Source organism: Xanthobacter aminoxidans (assembly GCF_043193615.1).
Taxonomy (GTDB): domain Bacteria; phylum Pseudomonadota; class Alphaproteobacteria; order Rhizobiales; family Xanthobacteraceae; genus Xanthobacter; species Xanthobacter aminoxidans.
In genome coordinates this window covers 1,270,893-1,293,946 of the sequence record NZ_JBAFUS010000002.1, presented here as the reverse complement: position 1 = coordinate 1,293,946, position 23,054 = coordinate 1,270,893, and the positions used below count along the sequence as shown (strand labels likewise).

The following is a 23,054-nucleotide window of genomic DNA, read 5'->3' as shown; positions in this document are numbered from 1 at the left end:
ACGCCTTGAGCGATCAAAGGAGAGATCCCAATGGCAGTCCCATCGTCCCACGCCACGCGGCGGCAGCTCGTCCTCAACCTGTTCATCTATCCCGGCGGCCATCACGAGGCGGGCTGGCGCTATCCCGGCGCGCGGCCGGAGCGGCTGCTGGACATCACCTTCTACCAAGACCTCGCCCGCTCGGCCGAGGCGGCGAAGCTCGATGCGGTGTTCTTCGCCGACGGGCCGGCGCAGGTGGACAACATCCGCTACGCCTCGCGCTTCCGGCTGGAACCCTTGACCTGGCTCTCGGCCATCGCCGCCGCCACCACCCATATCGGCCTCATCGGCACGGCCTCCACCACCTATTACGAGCCCTACAACCTCGCCCGGCTCTATGCCTCGCTGGACCATCTCTCCGGCGGGCGCGCGGGCTGGAACATCGTCACCACCGCCGTCCCCCAGGCGTCCGCCAATTTCGGCCTCGCCGAGACCCCGAGCCATGCCGAGCGCTATGCCCGCGCGGCCGAGTTCGTGGACGTGGTGACCAAGCTCTGGGACAGCTGGGAGGACGACGCCCTCGTGGCCGATCCCGTTTCCGGCCTGTTCGCGGATGACACCAAGATCCACCCCATCGAGCATGTGGGCCGGCACTATCGGGTGAAGGGCGCGCTCAACACGCCGCGCCCGCCGCAGGGCCGTCCGGTCTATGTGCAGGCAGGCTCCTCCGACGACGGGCGCTCGTTTGCCGCGCGCTATGCGGAAGCCATCTTCACCGCGCACCAGACGGTGGAGAGCGCCAAGGCCTTCTATGCCGACATCAAGAAGCAGGCGGCGGGCCTGGGGCGCAATCCGGACCATGTGAAGATCCTGCCCGGCATCAGCCCCTATATCGGCTCCACCGAGGCGGAAGCGCGCCAGCTGCACGAGGCGTTCAGCGACCTCATCCAGCCGGAATATTCCATCTCCCAGCTGAAGCAGATCACCGGCGTGGACTTCTCCGGCCATCCCCTCGGTGCGGTGGTGGAGCTGGACGCCTTCAAGGATGCCGGCCCGGCCAAGCTCGTGGCCAGCCGCTTCCAATTGGTGGTGGACATCGTGCGGCGGGAGAAGCCGACGTTGCGCCAGCTCATCGATCGCCTCGCCGGCGCGCGCGGCCATTATGTGGTGGTGGGCACGCCGGAGAAGATCGCCGACGAGATCCAGCATTGGTTCGAGAGCGGTGCGGCGGATGGCTTCAACGTGATGCCGCCCTGGTACGCCGCCGGCTTCGATCTCTTCGCCTCGCAGGTGGTGCCCATCCTGCGCAAGCGTGGCCTGTTCCGCGCGGAATACACCGGCCGGACGCTGCGCGAGCATTACGGCCTGCCGCGGCCGCAGAGCCAGTTCGCCGAGGCGGCGCGCGCCACCGCCTGAGGCATTCCCGATCCCTTCGTGCCGGCGCTCCCCTGGCGACGACACGGATCCGGCCCCTTTCCCGGTCGCTCGGGGAAGGGGCCGGGGCTATTTCCGTTCTCCCGCGAGGTCCGTCATGTCCGCACTTCCGTCCGTTGCCGCCGCTCCCCTCCTGCGCGGCCCGCTCGACTTTCCCGACAGCCCGCTCTCCCGCTCGGCCCGCCAGCCCTTGATGCTGGGGCTGTTCCTGAACCTTCAGGACATCCACTTCTCCGACCATCCCACCAGCAACAGCTGGACCTACGACTACAATTCCGCCCTCGTGGAGAAGGCCGACGCGCTGGGCTTCGACATCGCCTTCTCCCGCACCCAGTGGCTGCCCAAGGGCGGCTATGACGGGGAAGCCTCGCTGGACAGCTTCGTGGCCCTCGGCGCCATGGCCGCGACCACGAAGAACATCCTGCTCATCTCCACGCTCCATGTGCTCTACGGCCCGTGGCACCCGCTGCACATCGCCAAGATCGGCGCCACCTTCGATCACATCTCCAAGGGGCGCTGGGGCATCAACATCGTCACCGGGCATCGCGCCATCGAGCATGAGATGTTCGGCTGGAACCGCATCGAGCATGACCGCCGCTACGACATGACGGGCGAGCTGTTCGACGTGCTCCACCGCCTGTGGAGCGACAGCGAGAACTATTCCGTCGAAGGCCGGCTGAACCCGTGGAAGATCGTCAACGGCTACATCACGCCGAAGCCGCTCTATGGCCGGCCCATCCTCGTCACGGCGACGGGCTCGGACGCCGGCATCGACTTCGCGGCTGGCCATTCGGACCTGCTGTTCATCACCTCGCCGGGCGGCGCGCACATCGACAGCGCGCTGGAGACGCTGCCGGCCCACGTCGCCGCCATCAAGGCGCGGGCGCGGGCAAAGGGGCGGGAGGTGAAGGCCATCATCAACCCCATCATCGTGAGCCGCCCCACCTCGGCGGAAGCACACGACTATGCCCGCGCCATCGCCGCCGGGGTGCCGGCGCCGACCCACACGTCCTTCGGCCATCGCGGCTATGACAGCGATGCGGTGGCCTGGCTCGGCCGGCGCGATGCGACGCACAAGCAGGGGCTCAATCTCGGTGGCAATATCGAGATCATCGGCTCGCCGGAAGAAGTCGTAGACCAGCTCGCCGCACTGAAGCGCACCGGCATCGACGGCGTGCAGCTCAACTTCTATGACTTCGCCGCCGACCTCGACCATTTCGCCACGGCCATCCTGCCGTTGCTGAAGCAGGCCGGCCTAAGGCTGTGACCCTTTCCGCACCAGAGGATTTGCCATGACCGTTGCCGTCCCGCCGCGCCAGAGCGAGCATCCCGTCGAGCCGCTGTTCCTGGAGCGCTGGTCGCCCCGCGCCTTCACCAGCGAGGAGATTCCGCAGGCCGAACTCAACTCCATCTTCGAAGCGGCGCGCTGGGCGCCTTCCAGCTTCAATTCGCAGCCCTGGCGCTTCCTCTATGCCCGCCGGGGCACGCCCGCGTTCGACACCTTCCTCAGCCTGCTCGTGCCGTTCAACCAGCAGTGGGCGCAGAATGCGGCGGTGCTCGTCTTCGTCGTTTCGGCCCGCAGCTTCGTGCGGCCCGGGACGAGCGAGCCGGTGCCGGCGCGCAGCCATTCCTTCGATACCGGCGCGGCCTGGGCGAACCTCGCCTTGCAGGCGACGAAGCTCGGCTGGCGCGCCCACGGCATGGGCGGCTTCGATGTGGAGAAGGCCCGCACGGAGCTGAAGGTGCCTGAGGACTACGAGGTGGAGATCGCCGTCGCGCTGGGCCGTCGCGGCGACAAGTCCCTGCTGCCGGAGAGCTTCCACAAGGGCGAAACGCCAAGCGGCCGCCGCCCGCTCGCCGAGACGGTGTTCGAGGGCGCCTTCCCGACGGCGTGACCCGTAAAAAACAATGGCCCCGCCGGTGCGGCGGGGCCATCGTCTGGCAGCACAAGACGCCGGATCAGAAGAAGCCTTTGGCTGGCAGCGGCGTGCCCTTCACCAGCAGTTCGCCGATGGCCTTAGCCTTGTAGCTCGCCGGATTGTGCGAGGCGATGGTGCGGGCGTTGCGCCAGTGGCGGTCGAGGTTGACGGCCCGTTCGGTGGCCGAGGCGCCGCCGGTCTCGAACAGCAGCGCGCCGGACTTCAGCGCGAGATCATCCACCACCAGCTTCGCCTGCGCCGCCGCCTTCGCGGCCTCGGCGGCGAGGACCTCGGCGCTCTCGTCCCGGTCGCGGGCATCGCTCACGCGGTCCAGCGCTTCGGCTGCCGCGAGTATCACCGCCTCGGCCGCGAACGCATGGGCCGCGAGCTGGCCCACCGCCTGTTGCAGGAAGGGGTCGTCGGCGGGGGTGGGTACCGGCGCATAATAGAAGCTGCGCTTGCGCCGCTTCACCAGCGCGATGGCATCCTCCAGCGCGCCGCGCGTAATGCCGGCCACAACGGTGGTGAGGAAGAGCTGCGCCTGCGTGTTTGAATAGGCGAGGCCGTAGCCCCGGCTGGGCGTGTCGAACACCGCCTCGTCCGCCTCCACCCGCACATTGTGGAAGCGCGTGGTGCCGGATGCGGTGAGGCGCTGGCCGGCGCCGTCCCAGTCATCGACGATCTCGATGCCCTCGCGCCGCGTGGGAATGATGACCGCCGCCAGCCGCCCGTCCGCCGTCGCCGCGCGGATGAGCATGGAATCGGCGAAGAGCGTGCCCGTGCTGTAATATTTGACGCCGTTGAGGCGGAAGCCGTCGCCATCGGGATCGAGCCGCGTGTCGGGCGCGAAGCCGCCGGCCGGGTTCGAGCCCGCTTCGGTGGAGGCGAGGCCGAAGAGGGTCCCGGCCGCCACCTCCGCCTGCCAGGCCTTGCTCTTCGCATCATAGGGCCGGCGGGCGAATTGCTCGGCCACGGTGAAGTGGTTGCGGAAGATGTGCGCCACGTTGGCGTCGGCCGCCGCGAGGTCCAGCGCCAGTTTGTAGGTCTGGCGGAAGGTCGCGCCCGCACCGCCATCCGCCTCGGCGAGCCTGAGCGCGCCGAAGCCGGCCTGCTTCAGAAGATCCACCGCCTCGAACGGCAGCACCCGGTCGCGCTCGCGCACGCTGGAGCCGGCGCCGATCTCCGCGAAAAGGTCGCGCCAGTCGGCGGGATCGGCCGAGCGGCGGCTGGAGGGCGCGACAGGGGGGAGGGGGATGACGGGTTTGTTCATGGCGGTTCCCGGCGTCGAAAGGGGCATGACGAAAAGGGATAGACACTGCGGCTCCCGTGTGCAAACTAATTCTATTAATTTTATAGAATAAAGGTCGGGCCGGCTTCCAGGCAGGTCCGATCCTCACCGGCGCGCAGACCCGACGACATCTTCACAGCGGCTCCGCCTGCGCGGGGACGCGGGGGTTCGTGCGCCCTTCCGCCAGATCCTGACCGAGGACAGATCCATGACCTCCCGCTTCCGCTCCCCCTTCGCGGCCCTCGTCGTCTCCAGCCTCGCCCTGTTCACGCTCGGAACGGGCGCGAACGCGCAGGCCCCGGCCGTCGCCTCCGACAAGCCCCTGAAGATCGGCGTTTCGGCCGGCCCCTATGGCGACATCCTGCGCGAGGCGGCGAAGCTTTCAGCCGAGCAGGGGGTGAAGGCGGAGATCATCGAGTTCACCGACTGGAACCAGCCCAATGCGGCGCTGCAGGCCGGCGACATCGACCTCAACAATTTCCAGAACCGGCCCTATCTCGCCAATCAGGTGAAGACGCGCGGCTACAATATCGTCGCGCTGGATGAATCCATCCTCGTGCCGGCAGGCCTCTATTCCAAGAAGTACACGAGCTTCGCCGACATCCCGGCCGGCTCCAAGATCGCCATTCCCAACGATCCCACCAATGGCGGGCGCGCGCTTCTGCTGTTCCAGAAGGCCGGCCTCATCAAGCTGAAGCCGGGCTCGGGTCTCTATGCCAGCGTGCTCGACGTGGCGGAGAACCCGAAGAACCTGAAGATCGTGGAGATCGACGCTGCCCAGCTGCCGCGCTCGCTGGACGACGTGGCCGCCGCGTTCGTCTCCTCCAACTACGCCTATCTCGCCGGCCTCCAGCTGAAGAGCGCGCTTCTGGCCGAGACCACACTGGAGGAGGCCAAGCCCTATTTCACCCTCGTCTTCGCCGCCCGCGAGGACCGCAAGGATGACCCGCGCATCGCCAAGTTCATCGCGGTCTACCGCTCGCAGCCGGTGAAGGACTTCACCCTCGCCAAGTTCAACGGCAGCCTCATCCCCACCTGGTGAGCGCCCCTGCCGAACCCCATCGAGGAGTGTGACCCATGAACCCGCCTGCCGCCCGTCCGTCCCATTTGTCCCTCGCCCCGGCTACGCCCGCGCGGCCCGACTGGATCGCCCGCGCCCAGAGCGTCGCCGATGCGCTCACCCCAGACGCCGCCGAGCGCGACCGCACCGGCGCCTCGCCCCGGCGCGAGCTCGCGCTGCTGCGCGAGGCGGGGCTGCTCGAACTGCTCTTTTCCGCCGAGCACGGCGGGGGTGGAGGATCATTCACCGACGCGCTCCTCGCCGTGCGGGTGATCGGCCGGGCGGATGCCTCCATCGCCCAATTGCTCGCCTATCACTATCTCCACCTCACCAACGCCTTGTGGCGGGCGCGCCCCGAGCAGGCGGCGGCGCTGGCGCGGGCTTCGGTGGCCGGGCGCTGGTTCTGGGGCGGCGCCTCCAACCCGCGCGATCCGGAATCGCGCCTCGTGCCGGTGGAGGATTTCTATCGCCTCACCGGGCGCAAGACCTTCGCCTCCAATGCCGCGCTCGCCGATCGCATCACCCTGCGCGCGCAGCTGGGCGACGGCTTCGCCGTGCTCGTCGTGCCCGGCGACCGGGAAGGCGTGACCCACGGCAACGACTGGGACGCCTTCGGCCAGCGCCTGTCGGAGAGCGGCACCATCACCTTCGCCGACGTGAAGGTGGAGGCGGACGAAATCCTCGGCGATCCCGCCGCCCCGCCGCCGCCGCGCACCAGCCTCGTGGTGCCGTTCCACCAGCTGCTCATCGTCAATTTCTACATCGGCATCGCCAAGGGCGCCCTCGCCGAGGCGAACCGCTATATCCGCGAAGTCTCCCGCCCGTGGCAGGCCTCCGGCGTGGAGAAGGCGCGGCTCGATCCCTACATTCTCGAGCATTACGGCAATCTCGACGTGGAGCTGCGCGCCTCCACCGCCCTGGCGGACGTGGCCGGCCTGCGCTTCGAGGCGGCGACCGCGCTGGGCAATGCCATCACCCCCGACGATCGCAACGTCGCCGCCGCGGCTATCTACGCGGCCAAGGTGCATTCCAGCCGCACGGCGCTGGAGATCACCTCCCGCATCTTCGAGCTGATGGGCGCCCGCGCCACCGCCGGCCACTACGGCTACGACCGCTTCTGGCGCAACATCCGTACCCACACCCTGCACGATCCGGTGGTCTACAAATCCCGCGAGGTGGGCAGTTACGCCCTCAACGGCGTCATTACGCCGACCCCGCTCTACAGCTGAGCGAGGCTGACATGACGAAACCCCTTAACCGCGACATCCGCTTCAACGCCTTCAACATGGCCTCGCCCGGCCACACCTGGGCGGGCCTGTGGTCGCATCCGCGCGACCGCGCCTTCGACTACAACAGCCTCGATTACTGGATCGACCTTGCGGTGACCGCCGAGCGCGGACTGTTCGACGGCGTGTTCATCGCCGACGTGTTCGGCGTCTATGACGTCTATGGCAACAGCCCGGATGCGGCCCTGATCTCCGCCGCGCAAACGCCGGATATCGACCCCGCCCTCGTGGTGCCGAGCATGGCGCATGCGACCAAGCACATCGGCTTCGGCGTCACCGCCAATCTCACCTACGAGCACCCCTACCAGTTCGCCCGCCGCTTCGCGACGCTGGACCATCTCACCCAGGGCCGGGTGGGCTGGAACATCGTCACCGGCTATCTCGACAGCGGCGCACGCGGCATGGGCGACAAGGCCAACCGCGACCATGATGCGCGCTACGAGGCGGCGGAGGATTTCCTCGCCGCCGTCTACAAGCTGTGGGAAGGCAGCTGGGAGGAGGGGGCCGTGCGCCGCGATCGCGCCGCCCGCGTCTTCACCGATCCCGCCAAGGTCCACCGCATCCGCCACAACGGCCCCTACTACCAGGTGGACGGCATCCAGCTCGCCGAGCCCTCGCCCCAGCGCACGCCGGTGCTCTATCAGGCCGGCACCTCGGGGCGCGGGCGGCTGTTCGCGGCGAAGCATTCGGAGGCCATCTTCCTCAATGGCCAGACCCGCCCCATCCTCGCCGAGGCGGTGCGCGCGGTGCGCACGGCGGCCGCGAGCTTCGGCCGCGACCCCTATGACATCCGCATGTTCCCCGGCGCGACGGTGATCGTCGCCCCCACCCGCGCCGAGGCCTTCGACCGGCTGGCCGAATATGCCCAGTATGTGAACACGGCCGGGCAACTGGCACTGCTTTCCGGCTGGACCGGCGTGGACCTCTCCACCCTCGATCCGGAGGAGGCCATCTCCTACGTGAAGAGCAATGCCATCCAGTCCACGCTGGAAAATCTCACCCTGCGCAGCGCCGAGCCGCTGAAGGTGAAGGACCTCGCCACCCTCTCCGCCACGGGCGCCCGCGCGCCCTTCATCGTCGGCGCACCCGGCGAGGTGGCGGACGAGATCATCTCCTGGGTACGCGACACGGACGTGGACGGCTTCAACCTCAACCGCCTCGTCTCTCATGAGACGCTGGCGTCGTTCGTGGATCTCGTGGTGCCGGAGCTTCAGGATCGCGGCGTCTACAAGACGTCCTACGATGAGGGTACCCTGCGCGAGAAGCTGTTCCGCCGCGGTCCCCTCCTGCCCGACACCCACCCCGCCGCCGGCTTCCGCCGGAATGCGGGGGCCGTCGCCGAGAAGCCGCGCGCCACGGCCTGATTGCTCGAGGGCGTTCGCGCGCCGTCCCATGGAGTTTGCCCGCCGATGACCGAGACTGCCGACACCTCCGGCGCCACCCTGGCGCCCGATGAAGCCGCCGCCGCCCGCGCTTTGCTGGAGGCCCGCTACGGCGCGGCCGAGGCGCCGGCCTCAATCCTTCTCAACGACACCATCGCCGGCCTGCTGAACTACCGCACCGTGCGCGCCTTCACCAAGGAGCCTCTACCCGAAGGGCTGATCGAGACGCTGGTGGCGGCGGCGCAATCGGCTCCGTCCTCCTCCAACCTCCAGACCTTTAGCGTGGTCGCGGTGGAGAACCCGGCAACCAAGGCGCGCCTTGCCGAGATCGCCGGCGGGCAGAAGCACGTCATCGAGGCGCCGCTGGTGCTGGTGTGGCTCGCCGACCTCGCGCGGCTGGAGGAGATCGGCCGTCGCAACAACCATCCCACCGATGCGCTGGGCTTTCTGGAAACCCTGTTCGTCGGCTTTATCGACGCCGCACTCGCGGCGCAGAACGCGCTGGTGGCGCTGGAATCCTTGGGCCTCGGCGGCGTCTATCTCGGCGCGCTGCGCAACCGGCCGGTGGAACTCGCCGAACTCCTCGGCCTGCCGCCCAACGTGGTGGGCGTGTTCGGCCTCGCCATCGGCCATCCCGACCCCGCCCGCCCGGCGGACGTGAAGCCGCGCATCTCCCAGCGCCTCGTGCTCCACCGCGAGCGCTATGACGCGAGCCTGCCGCAGGAGGCGCTGGACCATTACGAGGCGGCGCTGAAGGCGTTCCAGAAGGGCCAGAACATCCCCGAGATCGGCTGGATCGCCGCCGCCCTTCCGCGCGTACGCGGCGCCTCGTCCCTCGCCGGCCGCGACCGCATCCGCGATGCGCTGACTGCGCTCGGTTTCGGCCTGCGCTGAGGGCAAAGGCCACCTGCAGGCGTGGGCGACCGTCCAGGGCGGCGCGCCCGCGCGGCGTGGACCCTCGTCGCTTCCTCCGGCGGGGAGAGCCAGCTGCCCCTTCCCGTCACAGAACGACAAATAAAAAATGACTCCTCATTCGACTTTTTTCGTGTAGCTTGGCTTCAGACCTCGGCGAGCAGGGCATGCACCATTCTTATGGCTTAATGGGATGGGTGGAGCAAATTTGATAATCCATTCATTTATCCAGCGCGCCATTGGCTCCGGCCGTCGCGTTTCGGAAGGGCTCGGGAGCAGCGCGCGACCTCACATCACGCCTGCGAGCGCGCCCGGACGACGGGAACGCCCTGTGGTGCCCGCGGGGGCAAAATCGCGCAGGGCAGGAAACCTCCGCGCCGATCAGGACCGGAAATGCAACGGCGCTTGAGCAGCCGGCGCGCACGAAACTCCATCGACACAGATCGTTTCCAAGAGAGCAACATGGGCATGCATGTCACACGCAGAACCGTCCTTGCTACATTGACCGCGGCAATCGCCGGTGCGCCGCACCGCGTTTTTGCGCAGGCCAAGTGGCCCACTCGGGCGGTGACGTTGCAGGTTGGCTATCCATCTGGCGGAGCGACGGATTTCGGCGCGCGCATATTCTCCGACGGGGCGCGGGCCTTCACATCCGTCCCTTTCGTCGTTGAGAACCGTGCCGGGGCTGCCGGCACCTTGGCTGCGGGTGCGACGCTGCGTTCAAATCCCGACGGCTATACATTGTTCGTGGGGACCAGCAACGAGACGACGATGCTCAAGAGCATTCGCCGCGCGCCGCCATATGCACTTTCGGATTTTGCGCCACTGGCGATGATTCTCGACTACCCGATGGTGCTCATCGTCCCCGCGAGCTCGCCTGTATCTACGTGGCAGGACTTTCTGAAGGCCGGCAAGGAGAAGGGGGATCGTATGAACTACGCATCGCCCGGAGTCGGCAGCGCCGTTCAGTTCTTCACCGAACGTGTGGTCAACCTGTCTGGCCTGCAGGCTTCCCCCATATATTATCGAGGCTCCACAGCTGCTGCGCCTGACATTCTGGCCGGACGCGTCGATTTCGCCCTGGATGTGCTTCCGACTTGGACGTCTTCCATTCGCTCCGGCGCGGTGCGTGCCATCGCAGTCAGCACGCGCGAAAGGCTGCCGCAGGCGCCCGACATTCCGTCTCTCAGGGAATTGGGCCTGCCGATTGAAGAGCGCGTGGGATGGAACGGCTTGTTCGCTCCAAGCAAAACACCTGTCGATATCCAGAATGAGATCATCGAGCTCGCCCGGTCTGTGCTGCAGGGGCCTGCTCGACCCAAGATTGAAGCCGCAGGATATCGCCCTGGGACACTCTTCGGCGCAGATTTTCGCGCATTCATTCAACAAGATGAAGTTGCGTGGGAAAAGCTCGTCAAGAGTACGAATTTCCAACCCGAATGAACATCTGAAACTCCAAAAATAACGGGTGTCGCCAGGGGGAGACGGCTCCATGTCGTTGGCTTTGAGTGGGTTGAACATTGTCGATTTTTCGATGGGCGTCGCCGGGCCTTACGCGACAGCGCTCTGCGCACAGCATGGTGCGAACGTAACCAAAATCGAGCCGCGCCACGGCGACTGGGCCAGAAGCCTCGGGCGTCGACATGGCGATGCAAGCACATATTTTGCCATCTACAATCGCGGCAAGAAATCGATCGTCATTGATCTGAAAACGGAAGAAGGCCGCAAGATCGCATTGTCCGCGGCAGCCAATGCGGACGTTGTCGTGGAGTCGTTCCGGCCCGGAGTGATGGCGAAGCTCGGCTTGGACTATGCCTCCGTCCGCGCGCTCAACCCGAAAGCCATATATGTTTCGATCAGCGGGTTTGGTCAGAATGGCCGTCGAAGCAGGCTTCCGGGCGTTGATTCCGTGGCCCAGGGCTACTCCGGCTTCATAAGCCTGAGCAAAGACGCAAACGGCCGGCCTGTGAAGGTCGACATGGTCATCATGGATATCGTCACCGGTCTATACGCTTACCAATCCATCCTGACGTCGGTCATACATCGGTATTCCGGGAATACGTCCGGCCATTACATCGATTGCAGCCTGCTCCAATCGGCCCTTGCCCTCCAGGCGTGCAAGCTCGCGGAACACGAGCTGGACGGTGGCGGGCAGTCCCTTTACGCCCCTCTCGGCGTGTATGAAACCGCCGACGGCTACATGACGCTTTCGGTCAATGAAGACGATGCCTTTGAGCGGTTTTCAAAAGCCGTGAATCTTCCTGAGCTGCAAGATGAGCCGTTATACGCAACGAAAGACGGGAGACGAGAATACAAGGACGAGATCAATGCGTCCTGCGCGCGCATGTTGAAAGAAAAGACAACGCGTGAATGGATCGACATATTCGTTGCGCACGAAATATTGCATGCTCCGGTCTGGGACTACGACGACGTCCTGAAAGACGAAGACATCATGCACAGCGGATACATCGCGCGGGTTCAGCAAGGTGGCATGGATCATCCGATCCCATACTCGCTGCCACCGGGTGTTGACCCTGGGCATCTTCAGGCCATGGACGCGCCCCATCTTGGAGAACACACGAAGGAGCTGTTGCTTGGCTGGGGTTTTTCCCCTGAGCAAATCGACAAGGCACTCTCCGATGGATCGGCTGTTCAGCGACCGCGAGCTGAACCTGGGGCCGCCTCATGATACCGGAGGCCGATGCGCTCCGTGCGGAAAGCGAGTGCTTCAACAAATTGCTCGAGAAGAATGAAGAACATTTCGGCATGATCACGCAGTTCAAATCGTGGTCAATAAACGACGTTGTTCAACATATCCATTATTTCAATGCCTTGGCAGATCACGCGATTTTCGACAGGGCTGCCTTCGAGACGGAGTACGGCGCCCTAAACGCATTACGCGCTGGCGGCAGCTCGCTCGTCCGTGCGACGGACGTTCGTCTCAGCCACCTCACGGGCGATCGGTTGCGGGCCGAGTGGCTGGCGAGAGCGACCGCGATCAGCGCGCGCTGGTCGGATCTCGATCCGTCCATCAGAGCGGTCTGGGCGGGGCGGGAAATGAGCGTCCGCTCCCTGATAACGTCCCGCCTGATGGAAACCTGGGCACATGCGCAGGCCGTGTACGACATATTGGGCGTGGACAGAATAAGCCGGGACAGGATCAAGGGCATTGCGGCGCTTGGGGTCAGCACGTTCGGCTGGAGTTTCCGCGTTCGCAAGATGGAGGTTCCGGCCATCGTTCCTCATGTTGCCCTGACAAGCCCGTCCGGTGAGATCTGGCGGTGGGGACCTCAGTCTCATTCGGAAATCATATCCGGCTCCGCGGAGGCGTTCTGCCAAGTTGTCACGCAGGTGCGCAACATCAGGGATGTTCGCCTCAACGTGGTGGGGGACGTGGCGCAGACGTGGATGGAGAAAGCCCAGTGCTTCGCGGGCGCGCCGCAGGATTCTCCCCCGCCCGGAACCAGGTTTCGGATATGAGCGCACCGCACAGAGAACGGCGCCTGCGTGGTCGTAATAGTCCCTTAGCCGTCCCTTTCGGTCCTTTAGCCGCGCAACCTCTGGCGGCGGCTTTTCGGTGGGCGAGCCATCTCCAATGGTTGCGCTTTCAACCCCGGGACAACAATATCCTACCGTAGGCTTTGCTGGGGGCGGGAATGCCTGGGGATGGGATTGCGCTGAACCGTGGTCCGCGGGCGACGGCATCGAACGTGTATGGCGCCTCCACGGCGCGGATGCTTCTGTCCACCGCGCTCACGACAACCCTATGCAGCCTCGCATTGGTCGCCGCGCCCGTCGCGGTCCGGTCGGCAGCGGCGCAGACCGTGGTGACGATCCCCTTCTCCTACAATCCGCCCCAGGGGACAGAGGGAGCCCACGGGGCCAACAAGACCCATTGGTTCGAGCACGCCAACGCCGGCGACGGCCAAGAAGGTGGCTCGATCGCCGCGACCTCGATCATCATTTCGGGCGGAACAAGCAACACATTCGTCATCGACAGCACCACCGTCGGCGGAGACGGCGGCAAAGGTGGAAACGCAAAGGTCGAACACGGCACGGGTCACGGCTGGGGCGGAAATGGGGGCACTGGCGGTTCGGGAGGGGATTTCACCGCAACCATTTCCGATGTGACCGTCGCTCAGTCCGGCGACCGGCTGCTCTCCCTTCGCTCGGTTGGCGGATCAGGCGGCAAGGGCGGAGAGGGCTATAGCGACCATGGAAGCGGAGTTGGCGGCGCCGGGGGAATGGGGGGAGCGGGAGGGGTTCTCTCCCTAGTGATCTCTGGCTCCAACCTGTCATCTGCCGCCAGCGGGATCGTCATCACCTCCCGCGGCGGTGATGGCGGCCGCGGCGGCGAGGGAAGCGGTGGCTGGGAAACGTCGACGGGGGGCGCGGGCGGTACCGGAGGAGCCGGTGGGGCGGTCTCCATTTCCGCGACGTCGTCGGCTATCTCAAGCGCCTCCGGACCTGCCATCAGCCTCATCTCAACGGGCGGAACAGGTGGCAAGGGCGGCTATGGGCACGCCAACGAGCACCCCGGTGATGGCGGGATCGGCGGAACGGGGGGCGCGGGCGGCGCGGTCACGGTGATTTTGTCGGGCGTGACCGTATCCAGTGCAAACGGCGGTGCAGTCTACGCCGCATCGCGCGGAGGGAAGGGTGGCGCGGGTGCGAATGGCGACTCAGCTGTTGTCAACGCGACCGGAGCGAACGGAGGTACTGGCGGCGACGCTGGGACCGTCAATATGCAGGTCTCCGGAACCATAACCTCTTCCCAGGTGGCCATCCTGGCCAAAGCCGATGGCGGCGAAGGAGGAAAGGGCGGAGGGGCTGACGGCGGTGTCTCAGATGGATACGGCGGAAACGGCGGAAACGGCGGAAACGGCGGAAACATCTCCCTCACCGTCGGGTCAAAATCCGCGATCACCACCACAGGATCGTCCGCCCCGGCCGTTGCCGTCTATGCCAATGGCGGGGCAGGCGGTTTTGGAGGAAGCGCGTCTTCCATTACCCATGCTTACGGTGGCAATGGCGGAACGGGCGGCACCGGCGGCACGGCCTCCCTCACGGTCCAGGGTGGCGTCACCATCACCACCAGCGGCGATACGGCCCACGGCATCATCGTGGCCGCCAATGGCGGGGCGGGCGGCAATGGCGCGCCCGCGGACAAATCGCTCAAAGAGACCGGCGGCGCTGGCGGCACCGGTGGCAGCGCCGCCAGCGGCACCGCCGTCAACGTGATCGTCGCGAGCGGCGCGAAGGTTCAGACCTCGGGCTACGCCTCGAACGCCATCGTCGCGCAGAGCCTCGGCGGCACCGGCGCGAACGGCGCGTCCGTGGGCGGGTTCATCAGCAGCTCGGGCGGCGTGGCCGGCCCGGGTGGCGCCGCGGGCAACGTCTATCTGAACTCCGGCGGCGCGGTCTCAACCGGCGGCAACGGCTCGGTCGGCATCGTGGTGCAGTCCGTCGCGGGCGGTGGCGGCAACGGCGGCTCGGCGGATGCGGTGTTCGTCTCCATGGGCGGGAACGGCGCCGTCAGCGGCGCGGGCGCGAACGCCACGGGCATCAACACCGGCACGGTCACCACCACCGGGAATTACGCCCACGGCATGCTCGTGCAGTCGGTGGGCGGAGGTGGCGGCAACCTCATCGTGGGCGGATGTTCAAACAGCGCCGCGGGGTGTGTCGCCGTCGGCGGCTCCGTCGGCAATTCAGGCTCGTCCGGCACCGGCGGCGGCGCGGAAGCGACCGCCAAGAATTACGGCGTCATCACCACCAGCGGCAACTTCTCGGACGGCGTTCTGGCCCAGTCCATCGGCGGCGGCGGCGGAAACGGCGGGGGCGCGGGCGGTGTCGCATCCCTCGGCGGACAGGGCGCGTCGGGCGGAGACGGCGGGAAGACCACGCTCTACAATTCGGGAACGATCGTCACCAGCGGCGACAATTCGCTCGGTGTGGTCGCGCAGTCCGTGGGCGGCGGGGGCGGGCGCGGCGGCGGCACCATGAGCGTCGGCGTCGGATTGTCCGCAGCCATCGGCGGGGGCGGGGGCAGCGGCGGCAATGGCGGAAACGTCTATGTGACGAATTCCGGCGCGGCGCCGGGCACCGTCACCATCGTCACGTCTGGCAGATATTCCACGGCCCTGCTGGCCCAGTCCATCGGCGGCGGCGGCGGCGCGGGCGGGAAGGCGGTGGCCGACACCCTCGAAGGCGCGGCCCTGACCATCGGCGGCTCCGGCGGGTCCGGTGGCTCCGGCGGCACGGTCACCGTCACGAACTCAGCGGGCATCGTCACCACGGGCGACCGCGCGTCCGCCATTCTCGCCCAGTCGGTGGGTGGCGGTGGCGGTTCGGGTGGCAGCGGGCTGTCGCAGAGCGGCGGCCTGTATGTCGCGGTTGCGGCGGCGGTGGGCGGATCGGGCGGCAGCGGTGGCAACGGCGGCAACGTCACCGTCACCAATTCAGGGCAGATCGTCACCAGCGGCCTCGATTCCATGGGCATGGTGGTGCAGTCCATCGGCGGCGGCGGCGGCAATGGCGGTTCTTCCGCCGCCAACGCCATTTCCGCAGGCGTCGAAGGGTCGGTCACTGTAAACGCGAGCGTGGGCGGCTCGGGCGGGGACGGCGGCATCGGCATGGCCGCCAGCGCCACCAATACCGGCTCCATCAAGACCTCCGGCGCCGGCTCGACCGGCATCCTGGCGCAGTCCATCGGCGGGGGCGGCGGAACCGGCGGAGATGCGAGCGCGCTCGGCGTCAGCGTGTCCAGCGGCGTCGCCCTGACGGTGTCGGCGACGCTGGGTGGGCAGGGCGGAGCGGGCCAGAATTCCGGCACGGTGACGGTGAACAATTCCGGCTCCATCGCCACGTCCGGCGATTTCGCCGACGGCATCATCGCCCAGGCCGTCGGCGGCGGCGGTGGCAATGGCGGGGTGGGTTCCACCTCGTCCAATGCCGCATCGCTTTCCGGCAAGACCTCCGTGTCGCTCGGGCTCGGCGCCGGGGGAAGCGGCAATGTCGCGGGCAACGCCTATGCGGTGACGGTGATCCAGTCCGGCACCATCACCACGTCCGGCACCAGCGCGCGGGGCATCCTTGCGCAATCGGTGGGCGGCGGCGGCGGCACCGCGGGCGGCGGCACGGCCGATGCCGCAGGCGGCTCCGTTGACCTGAGCGTCGGGCTGGGCGGCAAGGGCGGTGGCGGCGGCAAGGGCGGCGACGTCACCGTGACCGACACCGGGCAGATCGTGACGACCGGTGCCGATGCGGATGCCATTCTCGCCCAGTCGGTGGGCGGCGGTGGCGGCACCGGCGGCTCGGCCTCGGGCAAGAGCAGCACCAAAGCCTCTGATCTTTCAGGGGGTTCCAACACGTCCTTCACCCTCTCCGCAGACCTCGGCGGCAAGGGCGGCAAGGGCGGCAACGGCGGAAACGTCACGGTCACGGCCCTCGCGCCCAGCGCAGCCCAGCCGATCCACATCCAGACCTCCGGCGATCACGCCTCGGCCATCGTGGCGCAATCCATCGGTGGCGGCGGTGGCAAGGGCGGCGCGGCGGCGGGCTCCGCGAGCGGCGGGCAGGCTGGCCTCACCCTCACCCTCGGCGCGACAGGCGGAAGTGGCGGCACGGGCGGCAACGTCACGGTGAATACCGACGCCATCATCGAGACCAAGGGCGAGGATTCCGTCGCCATCCTGGCCCAGTCGGTGGGCGGCGGCGGCGGCATCGGCGGCAACTCCAACGCGGCCGCCTCGTCGAAGATCTCGCTCGGCGCATCCCTCGCGGGAGGGGGCGGCCTGGGTTATGCCGGCGGCACCGTCACAGTGACCACCGCGGGTCAGGTCACCACATCCGGTAAGCTCTCGGATGCCATCCTGGCCCAGTCGGTGGGCGGCGGCGGCGGCGTGGGCGGATCGGTGGGGGCGGATTCCCATGCCTCCGGCAGCCAGTCCGTCTCGGCGACGCTGACCCTCGGCGGAGCGGGGGGGACCGGCTCCAACGGCGGCAATGTCTATGTGACCAATTCCGCCGCCATCAGGACGAGCGGTGACATGGCCAACGGCATCCTCGCCCAATCGGTAGGCGGCGGTGGCGGCAAGGGCGGCTCATCCACCGCCAAGGGCTCCGGCGGCAGCTATTCCATCACCGCAACTCTCGGTGGCGCGGGCGGCGCCGGCTCCGAGGGCGGCAAGGTGAGCGTGACGAATTCGGGAACCATCCTCGTCACCGGCGACCATTCCAATGCCATCCTCGCCCAGTCGGTGGGTGGCGGCGGCGGCACGGCGGGCGCGAGCGCCGCAGCCAGCGCGGCCAAGACCGCGAGCCTCTCCTTCGCCCTCGCCGGCACGGGCGGGACGGGGGCCTACGGCGGAGCGGTGACGGTCACGAGCACCGGCGATATCCGCACCGAGGGGCAGGACGGCGTCGGCATCCTGGCGCAGTCCATCGGTGGTGGCGGCGGCAATGCGGGCAGTTCCACCAATGCGGCCACCGGCAAGTTCGCCATCGGCTCGGCGATCGGCGGAACCGGCGGCGGCGGAGGCAACGGCGGAGCCGTGACCGTCAACCTCTACAATGCCAAGCTCGGCAGCCTCGTCACCACCGGCAACGGTTCGGACGGCGTGCTGGCCCAGTCCATCGGCGGCAGTGGCGGCAACGGCGGGGCCGGCTCGGGCAAGGCGGACGGGGCCGGCGGCAACAGCGCCAGCCTCGACGTCACGGTGGGTGGCGGCGGCGGCTCTGGCGGCCACGGTGAAACGGTGAACGTGAACAACGGCAGCGCGACCACCCAGGGCGTCGCCATCACCACGCTCGGCACCGGCTCCAACGGTCTCGTCGCGCAGTCCATCGGCGGCGGCGGCGGCAAGGGTGGCGCCACAACGTCGTCAAGCGCCGCGAAAGGTTCCTCGTCCACCGTCGGCCTGACGGTCGGGATTGGCGGCAACGGCGGTTCCGGGAATTCTGGCGGCGGCGCCTATGTGACCACCGTCGGCGGCACCATCGTGACCGGCGGCGACCATGCCTCCGGCATCGTGGCGCAGTCCATCGGCGGCGGCGGCGGCATCGCGCTCGCCTCCCATACTGCGGCGGACGGCACCAAGGCCGACGCGACCGTGACTGCGACGCTGGGCGGAAGTGGCGGCTCCGGCAACACGGGCGGCACCGCCACCGTCGAGAACGGCGCAACCATCCTCACCCTCGGCAATTTCAGCTACGGCATCCTGGCGCAGTCCATCGGTGGCGGCGGCGGCAAGTCGGGCACTTCGGCTGGAGCCGCCAATGGCGGCACGGCAGGTGTCAACCTGACCCTGGCGGGGTCGGGCGGCAGTGGCGGCGACGGCGAGCTGGCCTCGGTCTCCACCTCCGGCAGCGTCTACACGACCGGGCAGGGCGCCACCGGCATCCTCGTGCAATCCATCGGCGGTGGCGGCGGCGCAGCCGGCAGCGCCGACAATGCCGCTTCCGGCAAGATCAGCATCGGCGCCGTGCTCGGCGGTTCCGGCGGCGGGGGCGGCAATGGCGGGCAAGCCACTGCGACCCTGTCCGCGACCGGCGGCGGCGGCAGGATCATCACCACCGGCGACGCGGCGGATGCCGTTCTCGTGCAGTCCATCGGTGGCGGCGGCGGTTCGGCCGGCTCGGGTACGGGCAAGGCCGACGGCAAGGGCGGCAACGGTCTCGGCTTGTCGGTGGACATCGGCGGCGGGGGCGGCAGCGCCGGAAACGGCTATTCCGCCATCATCACCAACGGCACCGGGGCCGACCCAAGCGCCACCGCCTTCGCCATCGTGACCGTGGGCACCGGCTCCAACGGCCTGGTCGCGCAGTCCATCGGCGGCGGCGGCGGCAAGGGCGGCGCGGCCTCCTCCACCACCTCGGGTGCGGACGCGGCCAATGTTTCTGCCACGCTCGGCGGGAGCGGCGCGACCGGCGGTAACGGCGGCGCGGCCACCGTGGTTAACGCCGGACGGGTACAGACCTCCGGCGACCACGCCAGCGCCATCGTCGCGCAGTCCATCGGCGGCGGCGGCGGCAATGCGGTGTCAACCGTCTCGACCGCATCGGGCCAGAGCGCGCAGCTCAATCTCGGTGCCAGCCTCGGCGGTAGCGGCAAGGGCGGGGGCAACGGCGGCCTCACCACCGTGAACAATTCCGGCACGCTCGTCACAAGCGGCGATTTCGGCCACGGCATCCTGGCGCAGTCCATCGGTGGCGGCGGCGGCTCGGCCGCGGTGACGGGAAACAGCGGCACCGGCGGCACGGCGGCCGTCACCCTGTCCCTGAGTGGCAGCGGTGGCCAGGGCGGATACGGCAACACGGTGTCGGTCTCCAATACGGGCGACATCTTCACCGCCGGCACCGGGGCGAGCGCCATCCTCGCGCAGTCCATCGGCGGCGGCGGCGGCGCGGCCGGCAGCGCCCAGAATGCCACCAGCGGCAAGATCGCGGTGGGGACCATCGTCGGCGGCACGGGCGGGGCGGGCGGTCATGGCGGCCAGGTCTCCGTGACCGCAACGGGGACCGTGACCATCGTCACGACGGGCGATGCGGCCGACGCCATCGTCGCCCAGTCCATCGGCGGCTCGGGCGGCGTGGGCGGCGCCGGCAAATCCACCGCGGACGGCAAGGGCGGCAACAGCTTCGACCTGTCCACGACCGTGGGCGGCAGCGGCGGCAGCGGCGGATATGGCGGCAAAGTCGAGGTCCTGTTCGGCAGCGGTGAGACCTCCCACCTCGTTACGAAGGGGCACGATTCCGCGGGCATCCTCGCCCAGTCCATCGGCGGTGGCGGCGGCAAGGCCTCTGTCGCCTCGTCCTCCGGCGGCGACACCGGCGGCAAAGCGAGCGTGACCGCCAGCCTGGGCGGCTCGGGCGGCGGCGGTGGCAATGGCGGCAACGTCACCATCGGCATCAACGGCGTAATCCAGACGCTGGGTGACGGCTCGGACGGCGTTCTGGCGCAGTCCATCGGCGGCGGCGGCGGCAATGCCTCCGTCGCCAACAGCGTCGCCAACGGCGGGCAGAACACCATCGCCGCCACATTTTCCCTCGGTGGTGCCGGTGGCGTGGCGGGCAAGGGCGATACCGTCAACGTCACGCAGCAGGGCACCATCGTCACCAGCGGCGACCTCGCCAACGGCATGGTGCTTCAGTCCATCGGCGGCGGTGGCGGGCGGGCCTCGACCGTGGCCACCGATTCCGGCAACGGCATTTTCTCCGCGACCGTGGGCCTCGGAGCCTCGGGCGGTGCGGGCGGCGCCGGCGGCAAGGTCTATGGCAACGTGTACGGCACCATCCAGACGTCGGGCGATGCTTCCATCGGCGTTCTGGCGCAATCCATCGGCGGTGGCGGCGGCATCGCCGCCACCAGCTCCACCAAGACATCGGGCAGCCACTCGCTCGCCCTGACCCTGGGCGGCGATGGCGGCAGCAGCAGTGAGGGCGGCACCGTCACCTTGGATCTCGCCGCCGGCTCGGTGATCCGCACCTCCGGTGACAACGCGTTCGGGGTGCTCGCGCAGTCCATCGGCGGCGGCGGCGGCATCGGCGGCACGTCTTCGGCCGATGCCACCGGCGCCGTCGCGTTCGGCGGATCGGCCGGGCAGGGCGGCAACGGGGGCAACATCTACGCCCTCGCTGCGGGAACCATCGTCACCTCCGGCACCGGTGCATCGGCCATCTTCGCCCAGTCGGTGGGTGGCGGCGGCGGCATCGGCGGCTCGGCGGCCAGCGCCGTGTTCTCGAACCAGGACGGCATCCAGGGCAGCGGCGGCGGCTCGGGCAACGGCGGCGCCATCTACGTCTCCCTCACCGGCACGGCCACGACACGGGGCGACAACGCGCCGGTGATCGTGGCCCAGTCCATCGGCGGCGGTGGCGGCCTTGCGGCGACTGCCGGAGGCGTTGGCCTCGGCACGGCCGGCGGCGCGGGGACCGGTGGACCTGTCACCGTGCTGGTCTCCGGCAGTGCCATCGCCACCGGCGACAATTCGCCGGCCATCTTCGCGCAGAGCCTCGGGGCGAGCGGAAACGGCCAGATTCAGATCCTCATCGCCGATGGCGGCGTGGTGCGGGGCGGCACGGGCACCGCTGCCATCGTCCTTTCGGGCGGCACCGAGAACACCGTCACCATCGCGCAAGGCGCGACGGTCTCCGGGCTCAGCGGCATGGCCATCGCGGCCGGCGTCGGCGACGACAGCGTCATCAACAGGGGCACGCTGAACGGCAGCGTCGATCTCGGCGGGGGCACCAACGGGCTCGTCAACGAGGCGGGCGCGACGTTCAATTCCGGCACAGTCGTCAAGACCGCGGGGGACACCTCCACCTTCACCGCCACCTTCGGTGCGGGGCCGGGCGCTCCGGGCTTCATCAACCACGGTACGGTCAATCCCGGCGGGCTGGGCGTGATCGCCACCACCAGCATCGCCGGGGGTCTCGGCTCTGACGGCGTTCTGCAGGTGGATGTGGATTCGGCCTCTGCGCGCAACGACCAGATCCGCGTCGTCGGCGGGGCCACCCTCAGCGGCACCATCGACCCGCGCGCGACCAGCATCGCACCCAAGGATTCCTACACCATCTTCGTCGCGGATCAGCTGACCAGCACGGCGGTGGCGAAGGACAGCGGCCTTGCCTACAGCTGGGCGGTGCATGCCGACGATACCTCGCTGACCATCAGCCCCATCGCCCACTTCCTGCCTAAGGGCGTGTGGCTGTCGGGCAATGAGGCATCCGTCGGCGGAAGCCTGCAGCGGGTGTGGGACACTGGCGATGTCGGCGGCATGTCCAAGGTGTTCAACGGCCTCATCGATATCAATTCGGCACTGGCCTACCAGAGCGCGCTGGGCCAGCTCTCCCCGCAACTGCTCCAGGCCCCGGCGGGGCTGCGCATCGGCGAGAGTCAGGCCTTCCTCGACCGCACCTTGAGCTGCCCCGTGTTCGTGGCATCGAGCACCCAACTGCGGGAGGACAATTGCGCCTGGGCGCGGATCATCTACGACCACACCGGCCAGACGACCACCTCGCAGATGCAGGGCTATGCCTCGGACAGCCTGATCTTCCAGGCGGGAGTCCAGCACGAGCTGGCCACGGACTGGTTCCTCGCCTTGTCGGGCGCCTACCAGCAGTCGTCGGTGTCCAGCCCCAGCGGCTGGTTCTCGGCGAGCGGCAACGGCGGCGATATCGGCGTCGCCCTGAAGCGGCAGTGGGGCCCCTGGCTGTTCTCCGCGGCCGTGGATGCCGGCTGGGTCTCCTACGACAACACCCGGACCATCGGCATCGCCGGAGGCCAGGCCACCAGCAATTCCGATGTCTACAACGTCACCGGTCGGCTGCGGGCGTCCTACGAATTCTCGTTCGCCAACTACTATGTGCGGCCGAGGGTGGACCTCGACCTCATTCACGTGGAGATGCCGGGCTTCAGCGAACTCGGCCGCACGGGAGCCGAGCTGGCGTTGCAGGGATCGAGCCTCACCACCTTCGTCGCCACCCCGGCGGTGGAGTTCGGCGGCCGGATGGACCTGCCGGATGGGGTGGTGCTGCGGCCCTACATGACCCTCGGCGCGTCCTTCGCCTCCAACGATGCCTGGCAGACGACGGCGCGCTTCCTGTGGGCGCCGCTGTCTGCCGGCAACTTTGTCACCTCCACGCCGCTGCCCGACGTGCTGGGCAATCTCGACCTCGGATTGCAGGCCGTTACCCGCGACAATCTGGAGATCAAGGTGGAGTACGGCCTTAATGTCGGCCAGGATTTCCTGTCCCAGCGCGGCATGGCGCGCTTCGCCGTCCACTTCTGAG

At 68.2% G+C, this 23,054-nt stretch carries 12 protein-coding genes; 11 read left to right on the top strand and 1 reads right to left on the bottom strand.

The genetic code is table 11. The features are described from left to right. The first annotated feature begins 30 nt into the window (after positions 1–30). From V5F74_RS15065 to V5F74_RS15055, 3 genes are all read left to right on the top strand, one after another. Positions 31–1,395 (top strand): LLM class flavin-dependent oxidoreductase, encoded by a 1,365-nt coding sequence (locus tag V5F74_RS15065; protein ID WP_394008864.1) that lies wholly within the window; start codon positions 31–33, stop codon positions 1,393–1,395. A 115-nt stretch (positions 1,396–1,510) separates the two neighbouring features. Then, a complete protein-coding gene (locus V5F74_RS15060) occupies positions 1,511–2,680 on the top strand; it encodes an LLM class flavin-dependent oxidoreductase (protein WP_029558510.1) in 1,170 nt (389 codons plus the stop codon). 25 nt (positions 2,681–2,705) lie between these two features. Next, positions 2,706–3,308, top strand: a complete 603-nt coding sequence (locus V5F74_RS15055) for a nitroreductase family protein (protein ID WP_029558511.1) — start codon at positions 2,706–2,708, stop codon at positions 3,306–3,308. Positions 3,309–3,372: 64 nt separating this feature from the next. On the opposite strand, the gene V5F74_RS15050 is transcribed toward V5F74_RS15055, so the two are convergent. Next, entirely contained in the window at positions 3,373–4,602 is a 1,230-nt protein-coding gene (locus V5F74_RS15050) for an acyl-CoA dehydrogenase (RefSeq protein WP_394008861.1), read from the bottom strand. A gap of 226 nt (positions 4,603–4,828) precedes the next feature. On the opposite strand from V5F74_RS15050, the gene V5F74_RS15045 reads away from it, so the two are divergent. The 8 genes from V5F74_RS15045 to V5F74_RS15010 all read left to right on the top strand — a co-directional run bounded on the left by V5F74_RS15045 (position 4,829) and on the right by V5F74_RS15010 (position 23,053). After that, on the top strand, positions 4,829–5,662 hold the full coding sequence (locus V5F74_RS15045) for a MetQ/NlpA family ABC transporter substrate-binding protein (protein ID WP_394008859.1): 834 nt from the start codon (positions 4,829–4,831) through the stop codon (positions 5,660–5,662). 35 nt (positions 5,663–5,697) lie between these two features. Further along, on the top strand, positions 5,698–6,909 hold the full coding sequence (locus tag V5F74_RS15040) for an acyl-CoA dehydrogenase family protein (RefSeq protein WP_394008857.1): 1,212 nt from the start codon (positions 5,698–5,700) through the stop codon (positions 6,907–6,909). Between the two features lie 11 nt (positions 6,910–6,920). Then, the gene (locus V5F74_RS15035) at positions 6,921–8,330 is read left to right on the top strand and encodes an LLM class flavin-dependent oxidoreductase (protein WP_394008855.1); all 1,410 of its coding nucleotides are present in this window, start codon (positions 6,921–6,923) and stop codon (positions 8,328–8,330) included. 45 nt (positions 8,331–8,375) lie between these two features. Continuing rightward, positions 8,376–9,242: an NADPH-dependent oxidoreductase gene (locus V5F74_RS15030; protein WP_051679243.1), complete on the top strand. Its 867-nt coding sequence runs from the start codon at positions 8,376–8,378 to the stop codon at positions 9,240–9,242. A 480-nt stretch (positions 9,243–9,722) separates the two neighbouring features. Beyond that, positions 9,723–10,703, top strand: a complete 981-nt coding sequence (locus V5F74_RS15025; RefSeq protein WP_197023025.1) for a Bug family tripartite tricarboxylate transporter substrate binding protein — start codon at positions 9,723–9,725, stop codon at positions 10,701–10,703. A 49-nt stretch (positions 10,704–10,752) separates the two neighbouring features. Beyond that, positions 10,753–11,949 (top strand): CaiB/BaiF CoA transferase family protein, encoded by a 1,197-nt coding sequence (locus V5F74_RS15020; RefSeq protein WP_029558518.1) that lies wholly within the window; start codon positions 10,753–10,755, stop codon positions 11,947–11,949. Further along, positions 11,946–12,740, top strand: coding sequence for a TIGR03084 family metal-binding protein (locus V5F74_RS15015; protein WP_029558519.1), 795 nt, complete (start codon positions 11,946–11,948; stop codon positions 12,738–12,740). Before V5F74_RS15020 ends, V5F74_RS15015 begins: the two co-directional genes overlap by 4 nt. Positions 12,741–14,005: 1,265 nt before the next feature. Further along, positions 14,006–23,053, top strand: coding sequence for a hypothetical protein (locus V5F74_RS15010; protein WP_394008852.1), 9,048 nt, complete (start codon positions 14,006–14,008; stop codon positions 23,051–23,053). Position 23,054: the final 1 nt, after the last annotated feature.

Bases quoted from the DNA above. Each gene is read 5' to 3' on its own strand.
- V5F74_RS15065 (WP_394008864.1), top strand. From the start codon at position 31: ATGGCAGTCCCATCGTCCCACGCCACGCGGCGGCAGCTCGTCCTCAAC.
- V5F74_RS15060 (WP_029558510.1), top strand. From the start codon at position 1,511: ATGTCCGCACTTCCGTCCGTTGCCGCCGCTCCCCTCCTGCGCGGCCCG.
- V5F74_RS15055 (WP_029558511.1), top strand. From the start codon at position 2,706: ATGACCGTTGCCGTCCCGCCGCGCCAGAGCGAGCATCCCGTCGAGCCG.
- V5F74_RS15050 (WP_394008861.1), bottom strand. From the start codon at position 4,602: ATGAACAAACCCGTCATCCCCCTCCCCCCTGTCGCGCCCTCCAGCCGC.
- V5F74_RS15045 (WP_394008859.1), top strand. From the start codon at position 4,829: ATGACCTCCCGCTTCCGCTCCCCCTTCGCGGCCCTCGTCGTCTCCAGC.
- V5F74_RS15040 (WP_394008857.1), top strand. From the start codon at position 5,698: ATGAACCCGCCTGCCGCCCGTCCGTCCCATTTGTCCCTCGCCCCGGCT.
- V5F74_RS15035 (WP_394008855.1), top strand. From the start codon at position 6,921: ATGACGAAACCCCTTAACCGCGACATCCGCTTCAACGCCTTCAACATG.
- V5F74_RS15030 (WP_051679243.1), top strand. From the start codon at position 8,376: ATGACCGAGACTGCCGACACCTCCGGCGCCACCCTGGCGCCCGATGAA.
- V5F74_RS15025 (WP_197023025.1), top strand. From the start codon at position 9,723: ATGGGCATGCATGTCACACGCAGAACCGTCCTTGCTACATTGACCGCG.
- V5F74_RS15020 (WP_029558518.1), top strand. From the start codon at position 10,753: ATGTCGTTGGCTTTGAGTGGGTTGAACATTGTCGATTTTTCGATGGGC.
- V5F74_RS15015 (WP_029558519.1), top strand. From the start codon at position 11,946: ATGATACCGGAGGCCGATGCGCTCCGTGCGGAAAGCGAGTGCTTCAAC.
- V5F74_RS15010 (WP_394008852.1), top strand. From the start codon at position 14,006: ATGCAGGTCTCCGGAACCATAACCTCTTCCCAGGTGGCCATCCTGGCC.